Origin of the sequence: Enterococcus sp. DIV1059_2, assembly GCF_051713685.1 — a bacterium.
In the GTDB taxonomy this organism is placed as follows: domain Bacteria; phylum Bacillota; class Bacilli; order Lactobacillales; family Enterococcaceae; genus Enterococcus_D; species Enterococcus_D casseliflavus.
Genome location: NZ_JBIOQK010000001.1, coordinates 2809329 through 2829269, shown reverse-complemented (window position 1 = coordinate 2829269; position 19941 = coordinate 2809329). Strand labels below are relative to the sequence as shown.

The window sequence follows — 19941 nt, the reverse complement described above, 5'->3', positions numbered from 1 at the left end:
AGACGAAGATTCCTGCCTGTGATTTACAAGTAACTACTTGTTCAATGGATGTAAGTAACCCTTGAAGGAAGAAAGCAACGAGATCGGATCAAGTAAAAAAAACTTGCCAGATAGAAAAACAGGTTGTAAACTGTTAAAAATCGGAATATTCAGAAAATTGAAAGAAAGTGTGATTCCATGAGTGATTTAGAGATGATGAAAACAACGAACCAAACGATGTACGATGCCGCTTTTGAAAAAGATGCTTGTGGGATGGGGTTCATTGCTCAGAAAAATGGTCATTATTCCCGAGAGCTCGTCCAAAATGCCTTAACGATGTTAGAACGGATGAATCATCGAGGGGGAACTGGCGCTGAACCTGACACGGGGGACGGAGCAGGAATCTTGATGGCGATGCCAGATCCTTTTTTTCAGCAGCGGGCAAAAAAGGCAGGAATCCCATTGCCTGAAAAAGGCGCTTATGCTGTTGGGATGTTTTTTTTACCGAAAGAAAAGCTCCGAGCAGCACAGGTCCAAGAAGAAGTAACTAAAGACATTCAACAAATGGGTTTTACGGTTTTATGGCAGCGCGACGTTCCATATGATTATTATCAGTGTGGGCCGGGGGCGCAAAAAGTCATGCCATCTTTTGTGCAAGTCTTTATTGAAAAGCCTGTCGATGTAGCTGCTGGCCGTCCCTTTGAAGATCAGCTTTATCGGCTACGGCGTAAACTGGAAAAAACATATCATACCGATGAGCTGTCTATCTGCAGCTTGTCCAGTAAGACAGTTGTTTATAAAGGGATGCTGCATGCCTATCAAGTTGGCTTGTTTTTCAAAGATCTTCAAAGCCCAGAAATGACTTCGAGTATTGCTTTGACTCATTCTCGTTTTTCAACGAATACCTTTCCAAGCTGGAGTCGGGCGCAACCTTTTCGTTTCTTAGCCCATAATGGCGAAATCAACACGTTACGCGGGGCGGAAAATTGGATGCATGGACATCAGATCGAAGTCTACGATGACGAAAACTCCGATTCTGCGAAGCTGGAAAATTGTATGGAATACTTGTATCGTCAAGGTCGAGACATTCCCCAAGCACTGTTGATGATGGTGCCAGAAGCGTGGTCTAAAGAAGCTGGCTTGACGCCAGAACTGACGGCTTTTAATGAATACAATGCAAGCTTTATGGCTCCTTGGGATGGACCAGCAGCTTTATGCTTTACCGATGGGGAGATGGTGGGAGCTGCCCTTGATCGTAATGGATTGCGACCATCTCGCTACTCAATCACGAAAGCTGGTTTTGTTGTCGTGGCCTCTGAGTCAGGAGTGGTGGATTTACCAGCGTCAGAAGTGATTGAAAAAGGGGTGCTTGGACCAGCAAATATGTTTTTGGTGGATACCCAAAAAGGGATGATCTTACGAAATCAAGATATCAAAGCGCATTATGCGAATGCCCATCCTTACCAGGAGTGGCTAGCGGAACACCTATTGACACCAGAGCTGCTTCCTGGGACTGAGAAGCAGGAAGAAACAGCAGACGATGCGATCCAGACCCTTTGGAAACGAAATGGCTACACGGATGAGATCATACGCACGTTGATTTTACCAATGGCTCAAACGGGAGAAGAACCAGTGATCTCCATGGGGTTTGATTCACCCTTAGCTATTTTGAGCGAACGTCCCCAATCCTTGTTTACGTACTTCAAGCAACAATTCGCCCAAGTGACTAATCCACCCATTGATGCGATTCGCGAAAAACTAGTGATCGGTACCGAGCTGTTTTTAGGTCGAGATGGGGATGTTTCAAAGGACATCCGAATCAATTGTAATAAGCTGAAGATTGCTAGTCCTGTGTTAAAAACGAGTGAATATGAAAAGATCAAACAGTTAGATCAAAATGGTCAAAAAGCGGTTTTACAGTCGATTCTTTATGATTATGTACCTGAAAACGGGGTAGCTTTGCAACAAGCGTTAGAAGCGCTTTTTAAAGAAACGGAGCAAAAAATCGATGCTGGGGCAACGATCGTCATTTTAAGTGATCGGGAAGTCATCCAAGCGCAAGAAGGAAAAGTGGCGATTCCGATTCTCTTGGCGGTATCAGGCCTGCACAATTATTTGGTGCGAAAAGGCAAACGTTCCTTGGCATCGATCGTTGCGGATACTGCGGAAGTCTGTGAGGTCCATCATTATGCCATGTTAGTCGGCTACGGAGCAAGTGGGGTCCATCCTTATGGGGCTTACCAGACATTGGCGCATTTTGAGCTTTCAGAGAAGATCGAAAGTTACCGCAAGGCATGTGAAAAGGGCATTGTCAAAATCATGTCACGAATGGGAATCTCAACGATCGCCGGTTACCACGGGGCACAATTGTTTGAAGCGGTTGGTATCTCTGAGAAAGTCATCGCTGAATATTTTACCGGCACGGTTACCCGTATCGGTGGTCTCTCGTTAGCGCAAATCGAGCAAGAATATCTGACGCGTTATGAGGCCGCATATGGTGAAAAACGAATGGATTATCTTGATTCTGGCGGTAGTTTCCAGTACAAAGCCGATGGGGAACATCATTTGTTCAATCCAAAAACGATCTATGGGTTCCAAAAAGCCGTTCGCACAGGCAGTTATGAGCTTTATAAAGAATATGCGGCGGAAATGAATCAAGAGGCATTGGACAATCCAACGACGTTACGGTCTATGTGGACCTTTGCGAACACAAGACGCAGTATTCCGTTAGCTGAGGTGGAGCCTGTCGAAACGATCGTCAAACGATTTAAAGTCGGGGCGATGTCCTACGGCTCACTAAGTGAAGAAGCGCATCGCTGTATTGCTGAAGGAATGAATGCGATCGGGGCAAAATCCAACAGTGGAGAAGGTGGCGAAAACCGAAATCGTTTCAAACCAGTGGATGGCATTAATTATAATAGTCGTATCAAACAAGTAGCTTCTGGCCGTTTTGGTGTCAACGCCGAATATTTAATGAGTGCAGATGAACTTCAGATCAAAATGGCGCAAGGGGCGAAACCTGGAGAAGGCGGTCAATTACCAGGCAATAAAGTCTTCCCGTGGGTCGCCGAGATTCGAGGGTCTACGCCTGGTGTTCGATTGATTTCACCGCCACCACATCACGACATTTATTCGATTGAAGATCTAGCCCAGCTGATCTATGACTTAAAAGCCATCAATCCGTATGCACGGATCAATGTCAAATTGGTTTCTAGTACGGGCGTGGGTACGATCGCTACCGGTGTCGTCAAAGCTGGCGCAGACGTAGTCGTGATCTCAGGCTATGACGGTGGGACTGGTGCTTCTCCGAGAAATTCGATCCGTGATGCCGGCTTGCCTTGGGAGATGGGGCTTGCAGAAGCCCATCAAACGTTAGCTATGAATCATTTGCGGCAGCGAATGACCTTAGAGACAGATGGAAAATTGATGACGGGTCGGGACATCGCCATTGCTGCTCTTTTAGGAGCAGAAGAATATAGCTTTGCCTCTTTAGCGCTAGTTGCGATTGGTTGTGTCATGATGCGGGTATGCAGTATCAATACATGTCCTGTCGGCATTGCTACACAGAACCCAGCGTTGCGAAAATTTTTTGCTGGAAAACCTGAGCACATCATCAACACGATGTACTTTTTAGCAGAAGATCTACGGGAAACGATGGCTGAGTTAGGCTTTCGTACCATCGATGAGATGGTAGGACATGCGGAATTGTTGACACCACGCTTCGTTGCTAAAGGCAAAGCAAAATCATTAGACTTTTCGAAAATGATTGGGACGACGATCCCAATCGAACGCAAAGTGACCGATCCATTCCTTGAGAAACGTCAATGGCCAGAATTAGATGCTTTTGCACAAGCTGCTATCGACAACAATCAAGAAATCGTGACGAATCATACGATCAATAATGTTCAACGCTCAGTCGGCGCGCGTTTAGGAGGCTGGATCGCGGAACGTTTTGGCAATTATGAAGTTACCCCAGGTCTGTTACAGTTTACGTATCGAGGTATTGCTGGACAAAGCTTTGGGGCTTTTGCCACCCAGGGCATCCAGTTGAAACTGATCGGTGAGGCCAACGATTATGTAGCCAAAGGGTTAAGCGGTGCCCGCTTAATCATTGTGCCACCTGAAGATGCCGCTTATGACGCAGAGCATTCACCAATTGTTGGTAATGTAGCGTGCTTCGGGGCAAATCGAGGCGAAGGCTATTTCCGAGGCATTGCTGGCGAACGCTTTTGTGTTCGTAACAGTGGAGCCAATGTCGTTGTCGAAGGTGTTGGCGATCATGGCTGTGAGTACATGACTGGCGGTGTTGTGGTGATATTAGGAAAAACCGGCCGCAACTTCGGTGCTGGAATGTCCGGTGGCGTGGCGTATGTTTACGACCCCGATCAAACCTTTGCCGATAAATGCAATCGGGAAATGGTCGATTTATATCGGATTGGCGAAAGCGGCGATGACCACCAACTAAAAGAGATGATCCAGCAGCATTTCGCCTATACAGATTCATTGAAGGCGGCTGAGATCCTAGAAGATTGGGAAAATCAGCAGCACCATTTCATCAAAGTCTATCCGACAGAATACCATCAGATGATCCAAGCGACGGAGACCTTGGCGGACCAAGGGTTTGTCGGAGATGAACTTGTGACGAAAGCCTTCGAAGCTGTCGTCGGTCCACAATTGACCATCCCAGGAAAGGAGCGTGACTAATATGGCAGATCCATTTGGTTTTTTAAAGTACCCAAGAGTAGAAAATCCTACCCGACCAGTGGCAGAACGAATCGAAGACTGGCAAGAATTACAGACGCCATTGCCTGAAAATGAGCGTCAAGAGCAAGCAGCACGCTGTATGAACTGCGGGATTCCTTTTTGTCATACCGGTTCTTTTTACGGGGGGCAACGAGCGGTTTCAGGTTGTCCCAATGACAACCTGATTCCTGAATGGAATGACTTGGTTTATCAAGGGCGTTTCCAAGCCGCTTTTGAGCGTCTTGCCAAAACCAACCCATTACCTGAAATGACTGGTCGTGTTTGTCCAGCTCCTTGTGAAAAAGGCTGTACCGAAGCACTGAATGGCTCGGGTGTCACGATCCACGACAATGAACGCTTTATTATCGATACTGCTTTTGAAAATGATTGGGTCAAAGCCTCGGGATTGCCTCAAGAAGCGACTGGGTTCAAAGTTGCCATCGTCGGCAGCGGACCAGCTGGTTTATCCGCTGCATGGCGCTTGAATCAACTAGGGCATCAAGTGACGGTCTATGAACGCAGTGATCGCTTTGGCGGTTTACTGATGTACGGTATTCCAAATATGAAATTAGATAAAGACGTCGTTCAGCGACGGATTGACTTGATGGCAGAGCTAGGCGTGACCTTTGTCGCTAATACGGAGATCGGTCGTGACTTGTCAGCAGAAGAATTGGCCGCTCAGTATGATCGGGTCATCTTGGCAACAGGAGCTAGTGTTCCTCGTGACTTGAAGATTCCAGGTCGTGAATTGACTGGGGTGCAATTTGCAGTCGATTATCTGACGGAAGCAACCAAAGATGTGTTAAAGCATGGCAAAGCGGCAACAAGTAAAAAACTTGCTGGCAAGCATGTTATCGTGATTGGTGGCGGCGACACTGGAAATGACTGTATTGGTTCAGCGATTCGGCAAGGAGCCGCTTCTGTGCGTCAATTGGAGATCACGCCCCAACTGCCATTGACACGGACCGACAGCAATCCTTGGCCTGAATACCCAATGACAGCCCGCACAGGATATGGGCAAGAAGAAGCGGCTGAAGTGCTACAAACACAAGTGACGTATCATGGAGTGTCCACAACGGCCTTTATCGGCGCCGAACGCGGCCAGTTGATCGCCATCGAAACGGTCTCAGTGGATCAACAGTTTCAGCCGATCCCTGGCACAGAGCAAGTGATCAAGGCGGATTTGGTCTTGTTAGCAATGGGCTTTGTTGGTGCAGAGACCCAACTCTTCGATGCCTTTGGTGTGCGAGAAGTGTACGATGATTACACGACGAACAATGAACGAGTGTTAGTCGCAGGAGATGCCAAACGAGGACCGAGTTTAGTCATCTGGGCGATTCGTGAAGGACGCTTAGCGGCAGAAAAAGTCGATCAAGCGTTACGATCGTTGGTGTATCAATAAGCAATCAATAAAAAACAACCTGAGCAGCTATTCCTCCTTCTGAATTAGAAGGGGAGCAGCGAAATGCTCAGGTTGTTTGCCTGTTAAGCGGTTGGTTCAGATGGATGGGTCTTTGACAGCTGTTCATTTTTTTCCATTGCTGCCTTCGGTAGGCGAATCGAAAAGACGATGGTTTCATCACGGCTTTCCGCCCAAATCTTTCCACCTAATGCTTCAACGATTTCTTTGGCGATCGGCAAACCAAGACCCGTCCCACCCGTCGCTGTTGCTCGGGAAGCATCCATGCGGTAGAAAGGCTCAAAAATCAAGCCGATCTTTTCAGCTGGGATCGTTTTTCCTTGATTGGTCAAACGAATCAGGATATCATCAGACTCGCTGATGGCTAATCGCAAAGGGGAGTTAGGATAGCTATAATTGATGGCATTGCGGATCAAGTTGTCAAAAACGCGTTCCATTTTCTCCGTATCAACGGTCGCAAAGACTTTTTTCTGTAGCTGAAGTTGCCAATGGAGATTTTTTTCTTCTAACAGCGGCAAAAATTCAAACGTCAACTGTTCCAGCATCAAGCTCAGATCCGTGGTTTCAGTTTGCAAGGCGATCGTTGTAAGATTAAAGCGGGTGATTTCGAAAAATTCGCTGATCAATAGTTCCAGCCGTTGGGCTTTTTGCAAGGCGATCTTCGTATAGCGTGCGCGTAGTTCGGTAGAAAGCTGCGGTTCCTCTTCTAAAAGCGTCAAATAGCCGATCACACTGGTCAAAGGCGTTCGTAAATCATGTGCGAGATAGACGATCAAATCATTTTTTCTTTGTTCCGCTTCTTTGGCGGCTCGTTGATCCTGTAAGTTTTTCTCCCGCAACTGGTTCATTTCTTCTTGCACATCAATCATATTGCTGGAAAGAACGATTCGCTTCGTGGGTTCGGCAATCAGTTGGTTTGTGGCTTGGATCGTTTCATTCAAATAACTGATAGCTTTACTCATATAATAAATCGTTGTGCTCACCCAAATCAGTAAGGCCCCGATGGCTAAGCAAAGAAGCCAATAGTCAGCAAAAAGTCGTAAAATTTGATAAATGGGTTCATAGCCATACCAGACCCTCATTCCAGCAACGAAGCGTACTGCGAAAGGAATGATGATCAAGATCGCCATCAAGATGCCCGTGGTGATAAAGTATTGGGTCAAGAGCTTGCGGATCAATGGACTTCTATTTTTCAATGATATAGCCGACCCCCCATACGGTTTTGATTAATTTCGGTTTGCGGGGTTGCTCGTTCAGTTTTTCCCGCAAACGGGCGATATGTGCCATCACTGTGTTATTGTTGTCTAAATACTTTTCTTTCCAAACTGCTTCAAAAAGGGTTTCCGAGGCAACGACCGATCCTTGGTGTTCAAATAAGTAAAGCAAGATTTTAAATTCGATGGGGGTCAAGAAAACCTCTTTGCCATAAAGAAAACATTGGTGGCTGTTGATTTTCAACAGTAAGCCTTCCTTTTCGTATTCTTCAATCTTCTGGGGATTCGCTGACTGGTTGTAACGCTGGTATCGCCGCAGCTGCGTTTTGACCCGAGCAACGACTTCTAAAGGATTGAAGGGCTTGGTCACATAATCATCTGCCCCAAGGCTTAGACCGGTGATTTTATCCAAGTCTTCCCCTTTTGCCGTGAGCATCAGTACTGGGAAAAAGTGGGTCTTACGAATTTGCTGCAACAGCTGGAAGCCGTCGATATCCGGCAGCATCACATCTAAAACCGCCACGTCGACCGTTTCTTTTTCAAGATAGGCCAAAGCGCTCGTTCCATCATAAAAAGGTTCTACTTGGAAGCCTTCATTCCTTAGAAACGTCGTGACTAACTCCGCGATTTCTTTTTCATCATCAACAACAATTATTTTTTCTGCCATCCTTGATTCACTCCAACTATCTACGATCATTTTTCATTTACACTACCATTTACTCTACACCCATCATACCGTAATCGGTAAGCGAATGCATTCGTTTTCTACTTTGAACTAGAGGTGATGCGGGAACCTAGGCGGCTGATCAATTCATTGGTAATGGTTTGTGCTTGATCAGCGGTAGTCGTCCAATCGCTGATTACTTCGAGCGAACTTTCGACCGCCAGTTCTGGATAGTCCGTTAAATCGATCAAGAGCATATCCATACAAACCAACCCAATCTGCGGGAGTAAAGCACCCTGATAAGAAAGTTGGAACCCTTGGTTTGATAGGGCACGTGGAACCCCGTCGCAGTAGCCGATGCTAACGATCCCGATGGTGGCTGGTCGATCAAAAACAGTGCCTAATCCATAGCCGATCGCTTCACCAGCGGCAACTGTTTTTTTGTCTACCAGTAAGGCTTTGAGTGTCAAAATTGGCTGTACGTTTATCTTCTGCTTCGTTGGTTCGTTTGGGACGCTCAATGAACCAGTTAGAAGAATACCTGGGCGTACATAATCATAGTGTTTCTCGGGGTAATTCAATATTCCGTAGCTGCTTTGCAGATGTGTCAGTCCATAGGCGATATTTCTAGCGGATAAGCCAGCCAACAGATCATCAAAACAAGTGATTTGGGCTTGTGTCCGCAAGATACTTGCCGTATCCAGCTGATCTGAAGAGCCTAGATGGGAAAAAATGCCCGTAATCTTGAGAGATGGCAAGGCGTAAAGTCCAGTAACTGTCTCAAGATCAGGTGCAACGCCTAAGCGGTGCATACCAGTATCTACCGCTAAATGGCATTCGATCGGAATGCTTGTTTGGGCTAAAGCATGCCCATGGGCCTCACTAACGATGGTTTGAATCAAGGAATAATGTTTCAGCTCTTTGGCACGTTGGGCAGAAGTGTACCCTAAAATCAGTAAGGGACTTTTGATGCCAGCTCGCCGTAATTCAATGGCTTCTTCAAGGGTAGCAACGGCAAAGAAATCAACGCCGGCTCTTTCTAGGGTACTGGCGACCGTCTTCGCATCACAACCATAAGCATCCGCTTTAACCACCGCCATCACTTTTGTTGTTGCTGGGATCAATCGCTTGATTTCCTGCAGGTTGTGCAACAAAGCGGGGGCGGAAAATTCTTTGGCTGCTCGCTGCAATTTGGGCGGCGTTTTTTTCGAAAACGGGAACAGCTTCTGCAAAGCAAAGAGACCTTGCACCACCCCAATGGTCAGTCCTAAGACCACGAAGAAATTGATCAGATTGTTTTGCAGCAAGGGCAGCTTTTGACTAAGAAAATGGGTCACTGCAATGGTATAAGGATGGAGCAAATAGAGCCAAAGGGACAGTCGACCCGCTTGTTTCCAGATTATGGGTGCTTGCCATTGCTGGATGATCGGAAATAAAAACAACAGGACGAAGGGCAAAAAAACATACATGCTGTCATGTTTCGGCGTGGTAAAGTGATGCAAAAGGTAACTTTCCAAAAGCAAGCAAATCAGACTGATCAGCAGATAACTATAGCGATGGGGAGAAGCTGGTTTCTTGGAAAATCTTCTGGCTAGTACCCCTAAGATCAAAAATAAAGGAGCAAAGAAAATGCCGTTGCGAGTTCCATCCAATAGTTGAAAAATCAGTGAATAGAGTGGCGTAATGGGTGTTTGTGCAGCCAGGCCAGACCAACTGTCCCCACCTAAACCAACCAAATACAAACCGACAGCAATGAAAAACACTTGCTTGAAAGAAAGCCGTGTCAAGAGGCCCATCACTAGTAGACTGCCGGTAATGATCGCAGGAAAATACCAAAGATGGTAAAGAATGCCAGTGACCAACAATGTTTGGATAAAGGTGCCCAGCGGCATGTTCAACCCAAGCATGCCGCTGTACCAAGCAAGCGGCAAAAAGAGCAGTGTGGCTATGAGGTAGACTTGCAGCTGCTTTTTAATAAACTGCCAGACACGCTGTCTGGCAGGATAGCTGTTTTGGGTGGCTAAGTCGCTGAACACGTAATATCCGCTGATCATAAAAAAGAAGGGAACGGCAATTCTGAAGAGCGTCAACGTGATCAGGATATCACCGTCAGTCCATAAGTGATGAAGAGGCAGACAGTGGATCGCCACCACCATCATCGCCAAAATCACCCGGAATTGCTCGATTCCTTGATTCTTCTTCATGCGAACTGCCTCGCAGTTTGTTCAAGGTATTGATGGTATTCTTCCAAGGTCCACTGTTGACTGGCGATGATTTGACTATGAGGCAGACCGACATAACGAAAATGCCATGGTTCATAGCCAATCCCTGTAATCTCCTGTTTGTCTGCGGGATAGCGTAAAATAAACCCATAGTTCATCATTTCCTGGGTAAATAAATCGGCGGCTGCGCTGTCACGAAATCGTGGGCAGATCAAATCATCCTGGCTGCCCTTTAAACCAACATCGATCGCTAAGCCTAACTGATGTTCACTGCAACCGGGCAACGCCACAAATTGTTTCGTATAGGCTAGCCCATTTTCTTTCAAGGAATATTCCCATAAATACCGTTGCTGCTTTTCGGTTCGGTAGCCATCTAACAAGCAGATCTCGTTTTCAAGCTTTAAGGCTTTGACGAGCCGTTTCCATTGTTTGGCTGCTTCTGGCTGCAAGTAAACCTCGTCTTCGCTGAAGGCAGCAAGGACTAAATGAGGGGGTTCTTGGTTTTTTTCTAACGGAAATTCTTTGCTAACTAACTGTAGATAGGGATTCATTTGACTTCCTCCTTTGCTAAGATAAGCAGTTTTTGTAGTAGTTCTTGATAGGATAAGCCGACCGCTGCCATCATGGCAGGATAGCGGGAGTGACTCGTAAAGCCCGGCATAGTATTGATTTCATTCAAGTATAGTTCTCCTTGATCCGTGACAAAAAAGTCGATGCGAGCAAGACCTTTAAGACCAAGACTACGATAGAGCAGCTGAGCTTGTTCTTTGACCTTGGTTTCAATCGTTTCAGGCAATGGCGCAGGGACGGTGATTTTGGCGCTGATCAGCTGGTACTTTTCTTCAAAATCGAAAAAGCCGTCTTCTAATGAAATGGCGTCACAAGCACCGACAGTCAAAGAGTCGTTGCCCAAAATACCGCAACCGATCTCAACACCGACAATATTTTTTTGTAGGAGCACTGCGGAACAATAAGTAAAGGCTTCTTTTAAGGCAGAAGCGATTTCTTCAACGCAGGTGACTTTAGTGATCCCTTTTGAGGAGCCCGCTTCATTAGGCTTAAAGAAAACTGGAAAGCCATGGGTCTGGATAAAAGCTTCGATTTGTTCTTGCTGGTTGGCTTGATTTGTCAAGAGAATCGTAGGAGCACTTTGTACGCCAATGGCTGCTGCAGCTTGATGCAGCAGCCATTTGTTCATACATAAGGCAGAACTTGCCACCCCGCAGCCTACATAAGGCAGCTTCATCAATTCAAACAATCCTTGGATACTGCCATCTTCCCCGTATTTGCCATGCATAATGGGAAATAAAACATCAGGTACCAACGTTTGCTGCTCTTCACTTAGCCAAAAGCCGTTTCCTTCGAATAGCGGCTGTATTTTCTGTTTCTGTTTCGTATCCAACAACCACGTGTCTTGTCGGATGTTTTCCAGTTCTCCTGTATACAAGTACCAATCCATAGCATCTGGGGCGATCCCGATCAAAGAGAGGTCGTAGTCATAGGGAGATGATTGGAGTGCTTCGATTGCGCTAGTTGCTGAAGCTAAAGAAACGGTGTATTCCGGTGAATTGCCTCCAAAAATAATGGCGATTTTTTTCATATTTTTCTTCCTTCCGCTTTTCGATTCTTACTACATTCAGTCTATCAAGGAAAGAAAAAAGAAATTTGCGGGCTTACTGGTATCTTTCTTTTCTTTTTGTGATGAAATTCTGACGAATTTATGACAAAAGGAAGGCGACAGCTGCCGCTCTTTTTACACCAGGAAGAAACTAGCCTTTGAAGTAGAAAAAGCTGCCATAAGATGGAGTGGAAAAAATAGTGAAAAAAGAGCACTCTGAAGGAAAGGGGGAGGCAATGGCAGGAACGTTGACACAAAAAAAGCACGCCGAAGCATGCTTTTTCTTTTTGATGAGGGCTTTTCGATTATTATACGATTCGCTTATTATGCGTAATGCGCACGAGGACCACCGATATATTTGGGCCGTGATCCCAGAGCTGTGACATGGGCAGCGCCAAGGGTCTTGATAGAGGGACGGATCGGGATTTGAACATGTTTGACATGCATACCGATTGCTGTGTCGCCAATATCGATGCCAGCTTTTGCTACTATGTGCTCCACTTCAATAGGCTCATCGAACAGCTGGAAAGCGGCAACTGAGCAAGCACCGCCTGCATGCAACTGGGGCACTACTGCGACTTCTTCTAATTGATATAGTCGAGCTGTTTCACGCTCAACAGCTAAAGCCCGATTGAGGTGTTCACAGCCTTGAACGGCTAAATGAATATTTTTGGGATGCAAGATCGCTCGTAGTGTTTCAACGATAACCATGCCTACTTCTTGACTTGAATTTTTGCCAATCAAGCCGCCCACGACTTCACTTGTTGAACAACCAAGGACAAAAAGATCATTTTCACCAACGTTCGCTGTCGTAATGACTTCTTCAACGATCGTAGTTAAATCCGTTTTTAATTGATTGATATCTGTCATAAGAATCACCTTTCATTTAAAGAAAACTTTTTCGTGCGGCGCAAGGCATGCGTCAGGGGTAAAGCAACGATGCTGCCAAAGACCGTTTGGATCAAATTACTTGGGATCGAGGCGATCCCAGCGCCTAAACCGAATAGCAAAACCGTTGCTGCTGCATAGCCGGCGATCATGATTAAACTGCCGACAATGACGGCTGCTAGTGGCCGATGGCTCATTCCACCTACGATCCAGCCTTGCACACCATGGATCACGATGGAAAAGAAGGCCCATTCAGGGTAGCCTGATAGAAAATCAATGATGCCGCCGCTCATTCCACCGACGAAGGCACCGGCGCTAGGTCCGAACAAAAGGGCCGAGATATAGATCCCTGCTTCACATAAGGTCACAAAGCCCTTCGTTTGCGGAACAGGAATGATAAAGGTCAAAGAAAGTGCACACGTGAGTGCCGTCAGCATAGCGATCGTCGTTAGGTTTCTTACTTTCATAGGTGTTCCTCCTTTTTAAAATAGGCGAGCTGATTGACGTTGCCAGAGGTACCTAAAGGCAAACCGTCTTCAATCCCTGCCCAAACAAATGCTTTTGCGGTTTGGATAGCTGCTTCCAACGAAGTGCCTTTAGCAAGCATTGCGGCAATCGCTGATGAGTGGGTACAGCCAGCACCGTTGGTTGTGGTTCGCGTACTTTTTTCTGCCTCAAAAACGGTAAATTGTCCTTCTTGATACAAAACATCATAGGCTGTTTCCCCAGTTAGTCGACTGCCACCTTTGATCAGAACATTTGGGGCACCAAGCGCATGGATTTTTTTTGCCGCCGTTTTCATCTCTGCTAAAGAGGTAATGCTTTGTCCAGATAAGTGTTGTGCTTCGAGCAGATTAGGTGTCACTAATGCTGTGTAAGGAAACAATGAGATCAATCCTGCTTGATAGGAGTGGTTAAAGGCAGTATCTCCTTCTTTGAAGGCGAGAACGGGATCGAGCACGATCGGTCCGGTAAATGTTTGTAAAAAATCTCGCAGCAATTCAATGATGGCCGTTTGATGAAGCAGCCCGATTTTGATTGCATCTAGGGATACGACCGAACGCAGTGAATCCAGCTGTGCTTGGATCACAGGTTCAGGGAGATCATGGAACATAAGATCATCCTTGATGGCGACCACACATGTTAATAGGGCATGGCCAAACACCCCGAATTCCTCAAATGTTTTCAAATCAGCCGTCATGCCGCCACCTGCCAAACTGTCGAGACCGGCGATCGATAAGACTTGTTTCATGTCTGCTGCTCCTTTCATTTCTCATTTCTTTCTATTATAATCAGTCGGTAAAAAAGAAAAACGGCCAATTGGATGTTTTTTCCTCATCCAATTGACCATTTGCTTATTTCTCATTTAGTAAATCTCGCTCACGATACCATTCATCGGGACGCCAGATCCATTCAAAGCCATCGGCAGCTAAGAGATCATAGGCTGCTTGGGGGCCCATCGTTCCTGCGGCATAGTTTGGAAAATCAGGTGTTTCTTGGTCCCAAGCGTGACGGATCACATCAACGATGCGCCAAGATTGGGCAACTTCATCCCAGTGGGTAAAGTTAGTGCCATCACCGTTCAAGGCATCTAGAATCAGTTTTTCGTAAGCTTCAGGGGTGTTTTCGACGATTTCAGTACTATTTCGGTAATCGAGCTTCACTGGCAATGTCTCAAACCCTTGGCCAATTTCTTTTCCGTTCAAGGAAAGAGAGAAGCCTTCCGTCGGTTGAATGTAAATCGTCAGCACATTCGGTGCCAAACTCTCGATTTGCTTTTGTTCATTTAGGTCTTGCTTAAAGACATTGACTGGGACTTGTTTAAAGACAATGTTGATGCGAGTGCCTTTTTCCGTCAACCGTTTCCCAGTGCGCACATAAAATGGTACGCCGGACCAGCGGAAGTTATCGATCAAAAATTTCCCAGCAACGAAGGTTTCCGTTGCCGATTCTTCATCCACATTGGCTTCTTCACGGTAGCCAACAAATTTCTTGTCTTCTAATTGTCCCTTATCGTATTGACCACGTACGAAGTGTTGTTTCACTTCTTCTTCGGAGTAGATACGGATCGCATTTAAGGCTTTGATTTTTTCTGTCCGTAATTCTTTTTCAGAAAAAGCCACTGGCGGTTCCATGGCTAATAAGGAAAGAATCTGCAGAATATGATTTTGGACCATATCCTTCAAGGCACCGCTCTTATCATAATAGCCGCCGCGTTCTTCTACGCCTAAGTTTTCTGCGATATTGATCTGAACATTGTCAATGTAACGATTGTTCCACATTGACTCAAAAATGTTATTGGCAAAACGAATCGCAGAAATATTTTGGATCATTTCTTTTCCTAAATAGTGATCGATTCGGTAGATTTCTTGTTCCGTAAAGACTTGATTGATCTCTTCATTCAATTCTTTTGCTGAATTATAGTCGCTTCCAAACGGTTTCTCGATGATCACCCGATGGTAGCCGTCAGTATCCAGCATTCCTTGGGATTTCAAGTGAGAAACGATCGTCCCAAAGAAATTAGGGGACATTGCTAAGTAAAAAATCTGATTGCCTTCTAAATGGTATTTCTGATCTAAGGTTTCCGCCAAATCCTTTAATGAATCATAATGGCTCGTATCTGTTACATCATGTGATTGGTAGTAGAAATGAGAAGCGAATGTCTCTGCTTGTTCTTGTGAGTCACTCAACTCTTTGATTGTACCTATCACCACTTCACGATAGTGTTCATCCGACCAAGGACGGCGTGCAGTACCAATGACTGCAAAATCTTCTTTCAAATCGCCTTTTTTGTACAACCGAAACAAAGAAGGATATAGTTTGCGTTGGGCAAGGTCGCCCGTACCGCCAAAAATCGTAAAAAGGACCTTTTTTTCCATCATCTTCACTCCTTACAGTTTATCGACAAAAATCGTGCTGGCGGCTTTGTAGCTGACAGCAATTTCTTTTGTGTCATTTTTGATCGTAATCGGACCCTCGTATGCTGCCGCATCGATGATCTCGTATTCTTCATGAATATTCAATTTGATCGAAACGAGATAATCCAGCAGTTCTCGTTCGTCAAGGACACGGGCGATACGAATCTTGGTTCCTACCGGATAAGAACTCATGGTGTTTTTTTCGCCTTCGTGAATGAGTTCTCCTTGTTCAGGAATCATTCCCCCATGTGGGCAATACCGAGGATGATCAAGGTAGGCTTCTAAGCGGCTCGCCAACGTTTCTGAGGTGACATGTTCTAAAACTTCTGCGTCATCATGAACTTCATTCCATGAATAATGCAGGTGCTCCACAAGAAAGACTTCCCATAAACGATGCTTACGAATGAGGGCACTTGCAGAAGCTAAACCAGTTTCAGTCAACTGTACCCCTTGATAAGGTGAATGTTCCACTAAGCCTTCTTTTAATAATTTTGAAATCATTTCACTTACTGAAGCTGCTGAGACGTCCAGACCTGACACGATTTGTTTGTTATTGATCTTCTTTTGGTCACCACCAAGCTCTAAGATGAGCTTTAAATAATCTTCACGATTTGGTGTCATCGGATCCATCCTCTCTTATCAAAGACTATCAAAGTAGATTTTATCAAAAAAGCCAGCTGATTACTATGAAAAAAGCCGCCGGTTCTCAATATTCTATGTAAAAAGAAGACCGAGGGGAGCTACTCCACCTCAGCCTTTTTTTATTAAGCCCAATCACCATTGCGGAAGACAGGAACTGTGGTGCCATCTTCTTTGATGCCATCGATGGACATTTGGTCAGAGCCGACCATGAAGTCTACGTGGGTTTGGCTGCGGTTTAAACCAGCCGCTGCCAGTTCTTCTTCACTCATCTCAGTGCCGCCTTGTAAGCTGAAGGCATAAGCAGAGCCTAAAGCCAAGTGGTTTGAGGCATTTTCATCAAACAACGTATTGAAGAAGATGATGCCAGATTGTGAGATAGGGGAAGGGTCAGGGACTAAAGCGACTTCACCTAAAGATTTCGCTCCTTCATCGATCGCTAGCAATTTGCCTAACACTTCTTCGCCTTGTTCTGCAGAAAAGTCCACGACTTTACCGTCTTTGAAGGTGAATTTCATGCCAGAAATAATCGTTCCTGCGTAGCTCAATGGTTTCGTACTTGAAATATAGCCATCGATGCGACGATTATCTGGGGCAGTAAAGACTTCTTCTGTCGGCATGTTCGCCATGAATTTTTCATTGCGGGTGTTGTAGCTGCCAGCACCTTCCCACAAGTGATTTTTTGGTAGGCCGATGATCAAATCGGTACCCGGTGCTGTATAGTGTAATGCGCTGAATTGTTCTTTGTTCAATTCTTCTGCCTTGACTTGCAGTGTTTCATCATGTTTTTTCCAAGCAGCAACAGGATCTTCTTCGTAGATACGCGTCGTTTTGAAAATTTGATCCCAAAGCTTGTCTTGTGCTTCTTCTGGGGAAGCATCAGGGAACACTTTTTGTGCCCAATCTTGACCTGCAGCAGCAACAACGGTCCAGCTGACTTTGTTGGCTTGTGTTGCTTGACGCAGTTTCATCATCGCTTTACCAGAAGCTGCTTGGAAAGCGGCGACCCGATCTGAGTCAACGCCCGCTAACGCATCGGGATTGGCAGAAACGACACTGATGCGGCTCGCACCTTTTTCGACCCAATCTTCTGTTTGATCAATTTTGTGTTGAGGGATCGTAGACAAACGATCCTCAGCTGCATGCGCAAGAAATTCTTTTTGCACCACATCGTCGGTCCATTGAACGATTACTTCATCAGCGCCTAGCTCATACGCTTTTTTTGTCAATAGTCGAGCTAACGGTGCTTGGTCCACGGCGATTTGGATGACGATGGTGTGCCCTTTTTGGACATTTACACCAACTTCTGTGATCAGTTGGGCATATTTTTCAAGGTTCTGATTAAAGTTTGGTAAAACCATTAAAATTCCTCCATTTATTCTAAAATTATAACTGTCTTCATGATAGCACTAAGTATTTTTGAAAACAAACGAAAAAGAGAGCAAAAAAACAGAGGTCTTCAAATTGAAAAACTGGAAACACTAGGGGCAATAATTTTAAAAGTTTTTTTGCAAACTTAAAAAAACATGATACAATAAGTAAAAGGTATTTCTGAAAGCGATGTATAGCAGAATTAAGGAGATTAAAAAATTATGGCAAGAAAGAAAACTATTACTAGAGACCAGATTTTAAAAGCTGCCTATGAAGTTGTCGCAACCGAAGGATTTACACGTTTTACCGCACGCAATATCGCAGCGAAGATGAAATGTTCAACGCAACCGATCTACTTAGAATTTAAAAATATGGATGACTTAAAAAATGCATTGATCAATCAGATTTACGACTACTTAGCGACAGAAGTTTTTCCAGTTGAAAGACGGGGAGATGTCATCGTTGACTTAACGTTAAATTATATTGGCTTTGCAAATAAAGAAAAACGATTATACCGAGCGCTATACTTAGAAGAGCATGGTGGTGGGGATTCCATGCAGCAGTTTTCATTTGACCTTTTTGTGAAATCAGTGAAAAAAGAACCAAAGTATCAAGATCTATCGGACGTGAAATTACAGTCCTTGCATACTGGTGTCTGGATCGTCGCTACTGGCTTAGCGGCATTGATGTCTTCGGGGATCATTCATCCCACAGAAGATCAGATTGCTAAGCTGATGACGGAAACCACCGATAATATTTTAGCAAGAGAAACACCCATCGATATCAGTTATCATTAAGCAAACAAGAAAACCTCCGACAGAATCAAGTGATTTTGTCAGAGGTTTTCTTGTTTTATTCTGCAAATGCTTCCGCTAGCTTTTTGGCAAAGGCTTCTAAGTTTTGAATATCGTCTTCTTCCGCAGCCAAGTCGACCTTGACGCTATCTGCCCCTTTTGTTGCACCTGTCTTACTAAAGACGGCTTCAAAGTCATCGACGGACTTACAAAAGTCATCATAAAACGTATCGCCAGAGCCGCAGACCCCAAAGATTTTGCCACTTAAATCAAGTTCTTGCAAATCTTCGTAAAAATCGACGATCTCATCAGGCAATTCACCGTCACCGTATGTATAGGTTGCGACGATACAGATATCGGCGTCTTCAAACTCATCGGCATCCACTTGGGTACACTCATTCATTTCAACTTCCATGTCAAGATTTTCAAGGGCTTCAGAAACGATATCTGCAATTTCTTCCGTATTCCCCGTCATACTCGCATAGACGATTTTTGCTAAAGCCATGGGCTTTTTCCTCCAATCTCATTCCTATTCTCAAGGAAAACTCTCTTACAGATTATAGCAAATGCACGAAAGATTGAAAACAAAACTTGAAAAACTCTTTACAATGTCTGTGAATTTTGTAAAATAAGGGATTTCTATGGTAAAATAAGAGGAATTTAATTAAGGGAGACGAGAACATGATTACATTAAAATCTGCCAGAGAAATAGACCGCATGGCCGAATCCGGCGCGCTGTTAGCAGATGTCCACAAACAATTACGCAGCTTCATCAAACCTGGTATCACCAGTTGGGATATCGAAGTGTTTGTCAGAGATTATATTGAAAGCCATGGCGGAATTGCCGCCCAAATTGGTTTTGAAGATTACAAATATGCCACTTGCTGCAGTATCAACGATGAGATTTGTCACGGGTTCCCCCGAAAAAAACCATTGAAAGATGGCGATCTGATCAAAGTTGATATGTGTATTGATTTAAAAGGCGCCATTTCTGATTCTTGCTGGAGTTATGTGGTAGGAAACTCGACGCCTGAGATCGATCGTTTAATGGAAGTAACCAAAAAAGCGTTGTATCTAGGAATCGAACAAGCCCAAGTTGGCAACCGAATCGGTGACATCGGTCATGCCATTCAAACCTATGCGGAAAAAGAAGGCTACGGTGTCGTGCGCGATTTCGTAGGACACGGCATTGGCCCAACGATCCATGAAAGTCCGATGATTCCTCACTACGGAGAAGCCGGCAAAGGGTTGCGTTTAAAAGAAGGAATGGTTATTACCATCGAACCTATGATCAATACAGGGACGTGGAAAATGAAAATGGATCCTAACGGCTGGACCGCCTATACTCTAGATGGTGGCTTAAGTTGCCAATACGAACATAGTTTGGCGATCACCAAAGAAGGGCCACGCATTTTGACTTCTCAAGGAGAAGAAGGAACCTACTAAATTTTGGCGGTAGGAGACTTCTGAT

The 19941-nt window shown here is 45.0% G+C and carries 16 protein-coding genes; 4 read left to right on the top strand and 12 right to left on the bottom strand.

Features of this window, described 5'->3' with window-relative positions:
• Positions 1–177 precede the first annotated feature (177 nt).
• Both gltB and IGI72_RS13420 read left to right on the top strand, forming a co-directional pair.
• Positions 178–4683 carry a glutamate synthase large subunit gene (gltB, locus tag IGI72_RS13425; protein WP_438754574.1) on the top strand — a complete coding sequence of 1502 codons (4506 nt, stop codon included), beginning with the start codon at positions 178–180 and terminating at the stop codon, positions 4681–4683.
• Between the two features lies 1 nt (position 4684).
• Positions 4685–6124, top strand: a complete 1440-nt coding sequence (locus tag IGI72_RS13420) for a glutamate synthase subunit beta (protein WP_005228830.1) — start codon at positions 4685–4687, stop codon at positions 6122–6124.
• Between the two features lie 83 nt (positions 6125–6207).
• Here the strand turns inward: IGI72_RS13420 and vanS are convergent, their stop codons facing one another.
• From vanS to IGI72_RS13365, 11 genes are all read right to left on the bottom strand, one after another.
• Positions 6208–7338 (bottom strand): vancomycin resistance histidine kinase VanS, encoded by a 1131-nt coding sequence (vanS, locus tag IGI72_RS13415; protein ID WP_438754572.1) that lies wholly within the window; start codon positions 7336–7338, stop codon positions 6208–6210.
• On the bottom strand, positions 7328–8023 hold the full coding sequence (vanR-C, locus tag IGI72_RS13410) for a vancomycin resistance response regulator transcription factor VanR-C (RefSeq protein ID WP_005228837.1): 696 nt from the start codon (positions 8021–8023) through the stop codon (positions 7328–7330). Before vanR-C ends, vanS begins: the two co-directional genes overlap by 11 nt.
• A gap of 98 nt (positions 8024–8121) precedes the next feature.
• Complete coding sequence (gene vanT / locus IGI72_RS13405) at positions 8122–10224, bottom strand: membrane-bound serine racemase VanT (protein ID WP_438754570.1); 2103 nt, start codon at positions 10222–10224, stop codon at positions 8122–8124.
• The gene (locus IGI72_RS13400) at positions 10221–10793 is read right to left on the bottom strand and encodes a D-Ala-D-Ala dipeptidase/D-Ala-D-Ala carboxypeptidase VanXY-C (RefSeq protein WP_005228842.1); all 573 of its coding nucleotides are present in this window, start codon (positions 10791–10793) and stop codon (positions 10221–10223) included. The genes vanT and IGI72_RS13400 overlap by 4 nt, the downstream gene beginning before the upstream one ends.
• Positions 10790–11842, bottom strand: a complete 1053-nt coding sequence (vanC, locus tag IGI72_RS13395; RefSeq protein WP_413157877.1) for a D-alanine--D-serine ligase VanC — start codon at positions 11840–11842, stop codon at positions 10790–10792. Before vanC ends, IGI72_RS13400 begins: the two co-directional genes overlap by 4 nt.
• Positions 11843–12184: 342 nt before the next feature.
• The gene (locus IGI72_RS13390) at positions 12185–12730 is read right to left on the bottom strand and encodes a TIGR01440 family protein (protein ID WP_438754567.1); all 546 of its coding nucleotides are present in this window, start codon (positions 12728–12730) and stop codon (positions 12185–12187) included.
• A 5-nt stretch (positions 12731–12735) separates the two neighbouring features.
• Entirely contained in the window at positions 12736–13215 is a 480-nt protein-coding gene (locus tag IGI72_RS13385; RefSeq protein ID WP_438754565.1) for an ECF transporter S component, read from the bottom strand.
• Positions 13212–14000 (bottom strand): bifunctional hydroxymethylpyrimidine kinase/phosphomethylpyrimidine kinase, encoded by a 789-nt coding sequence (locus IGI72_RS13380; protein WP_438754563.1) that lies wholly within the window; start codon positions 13998–14000, stop codon positions 13212–13214. The genes IGI72_RS13385 and IGI72_RS13380 overlap by 4 nt, the downstream gene beginning before the upstream one ends.
• Before the next feature lie 103 nt (positions 14001–14103).
• Entirely contained in the window at positions 14104–15630 is a 1527-nt protein-coding gene (gene zwf, locus IGI72_RS13375; RefSeq protein WP_015510151.1) for a glucose-6-phosphate dehydrogenase, read from the bottom strand.
• A gap of 9 nt (positions 15631–15639) precedes the next feature.
• Complete coding sequence (locus IGI72_RS13370; RefSeq protein WP_015510150.1) at positions 15640–16287, bottom strand: metal-dependent transcriptional regulator; 648 nt, start codon at positions 16285–16287, stop codon at positions 15640–15642.
• A 143-nt stretch (positions 16288–16430) separates the two neighbouring features.
• Positions 16431–17666, bottom strand: a complete 1236-nt coding sequence (locus IGI72_RS13365) for an aminopeptidase (protein ID WP_015510149.1) — start codon at positions 17664–17666, stop codon at positions 16431–16433.
• Positions 17667–17897: 231 nt separating this feature from the next.
• Between IGI72_RS13365 and IGI72_RS13360 the strand changes: the two genes are divergently transcribed.
• Positions 17898–18473: a TetR/AcrR family transcriptional regulator gene (locus IGI72_RS13360; RefSeq protein WP_005228861.1), complete on the top strand. Its 576-nt coding sequence runs from the start codon at positions 17898–17900 to the stop codon at positions 18471–18473.
• Positions 18474–18528: 55 nt separating this feature from the next.
• Here IGI72_RS13360 and IGI72_RS13355 read toward each other — a convergent pair whose 3' ends face one another.
• Positions 18529–18975 (bottom strand): flavodoxin, encoded by a 447-nt coding sequence (locus tag IGI72_RS13355; protein ID WP_015510148.1) that lies wholly within the window; start codon positions 18973–18975, stop codon positions 18529–18531.
• 176 nt (positions 18976–19151) lie between these two features.
• Between IGI72_RS13355 and map the strand changes: the two genes are divergently transcribed.
• Positions 19152–19916, top strand: a complete 765-nt coding sequence (gene map / locus IGI72_RS13350; RefSeq protein WP_005228863.1) for a type I methionyl aminopeptidase — start codon at positions 19152–19154, stop codon at positions 19914–19916.
• Positions 19917–19941: the final 25 nt, after the last annotated feature.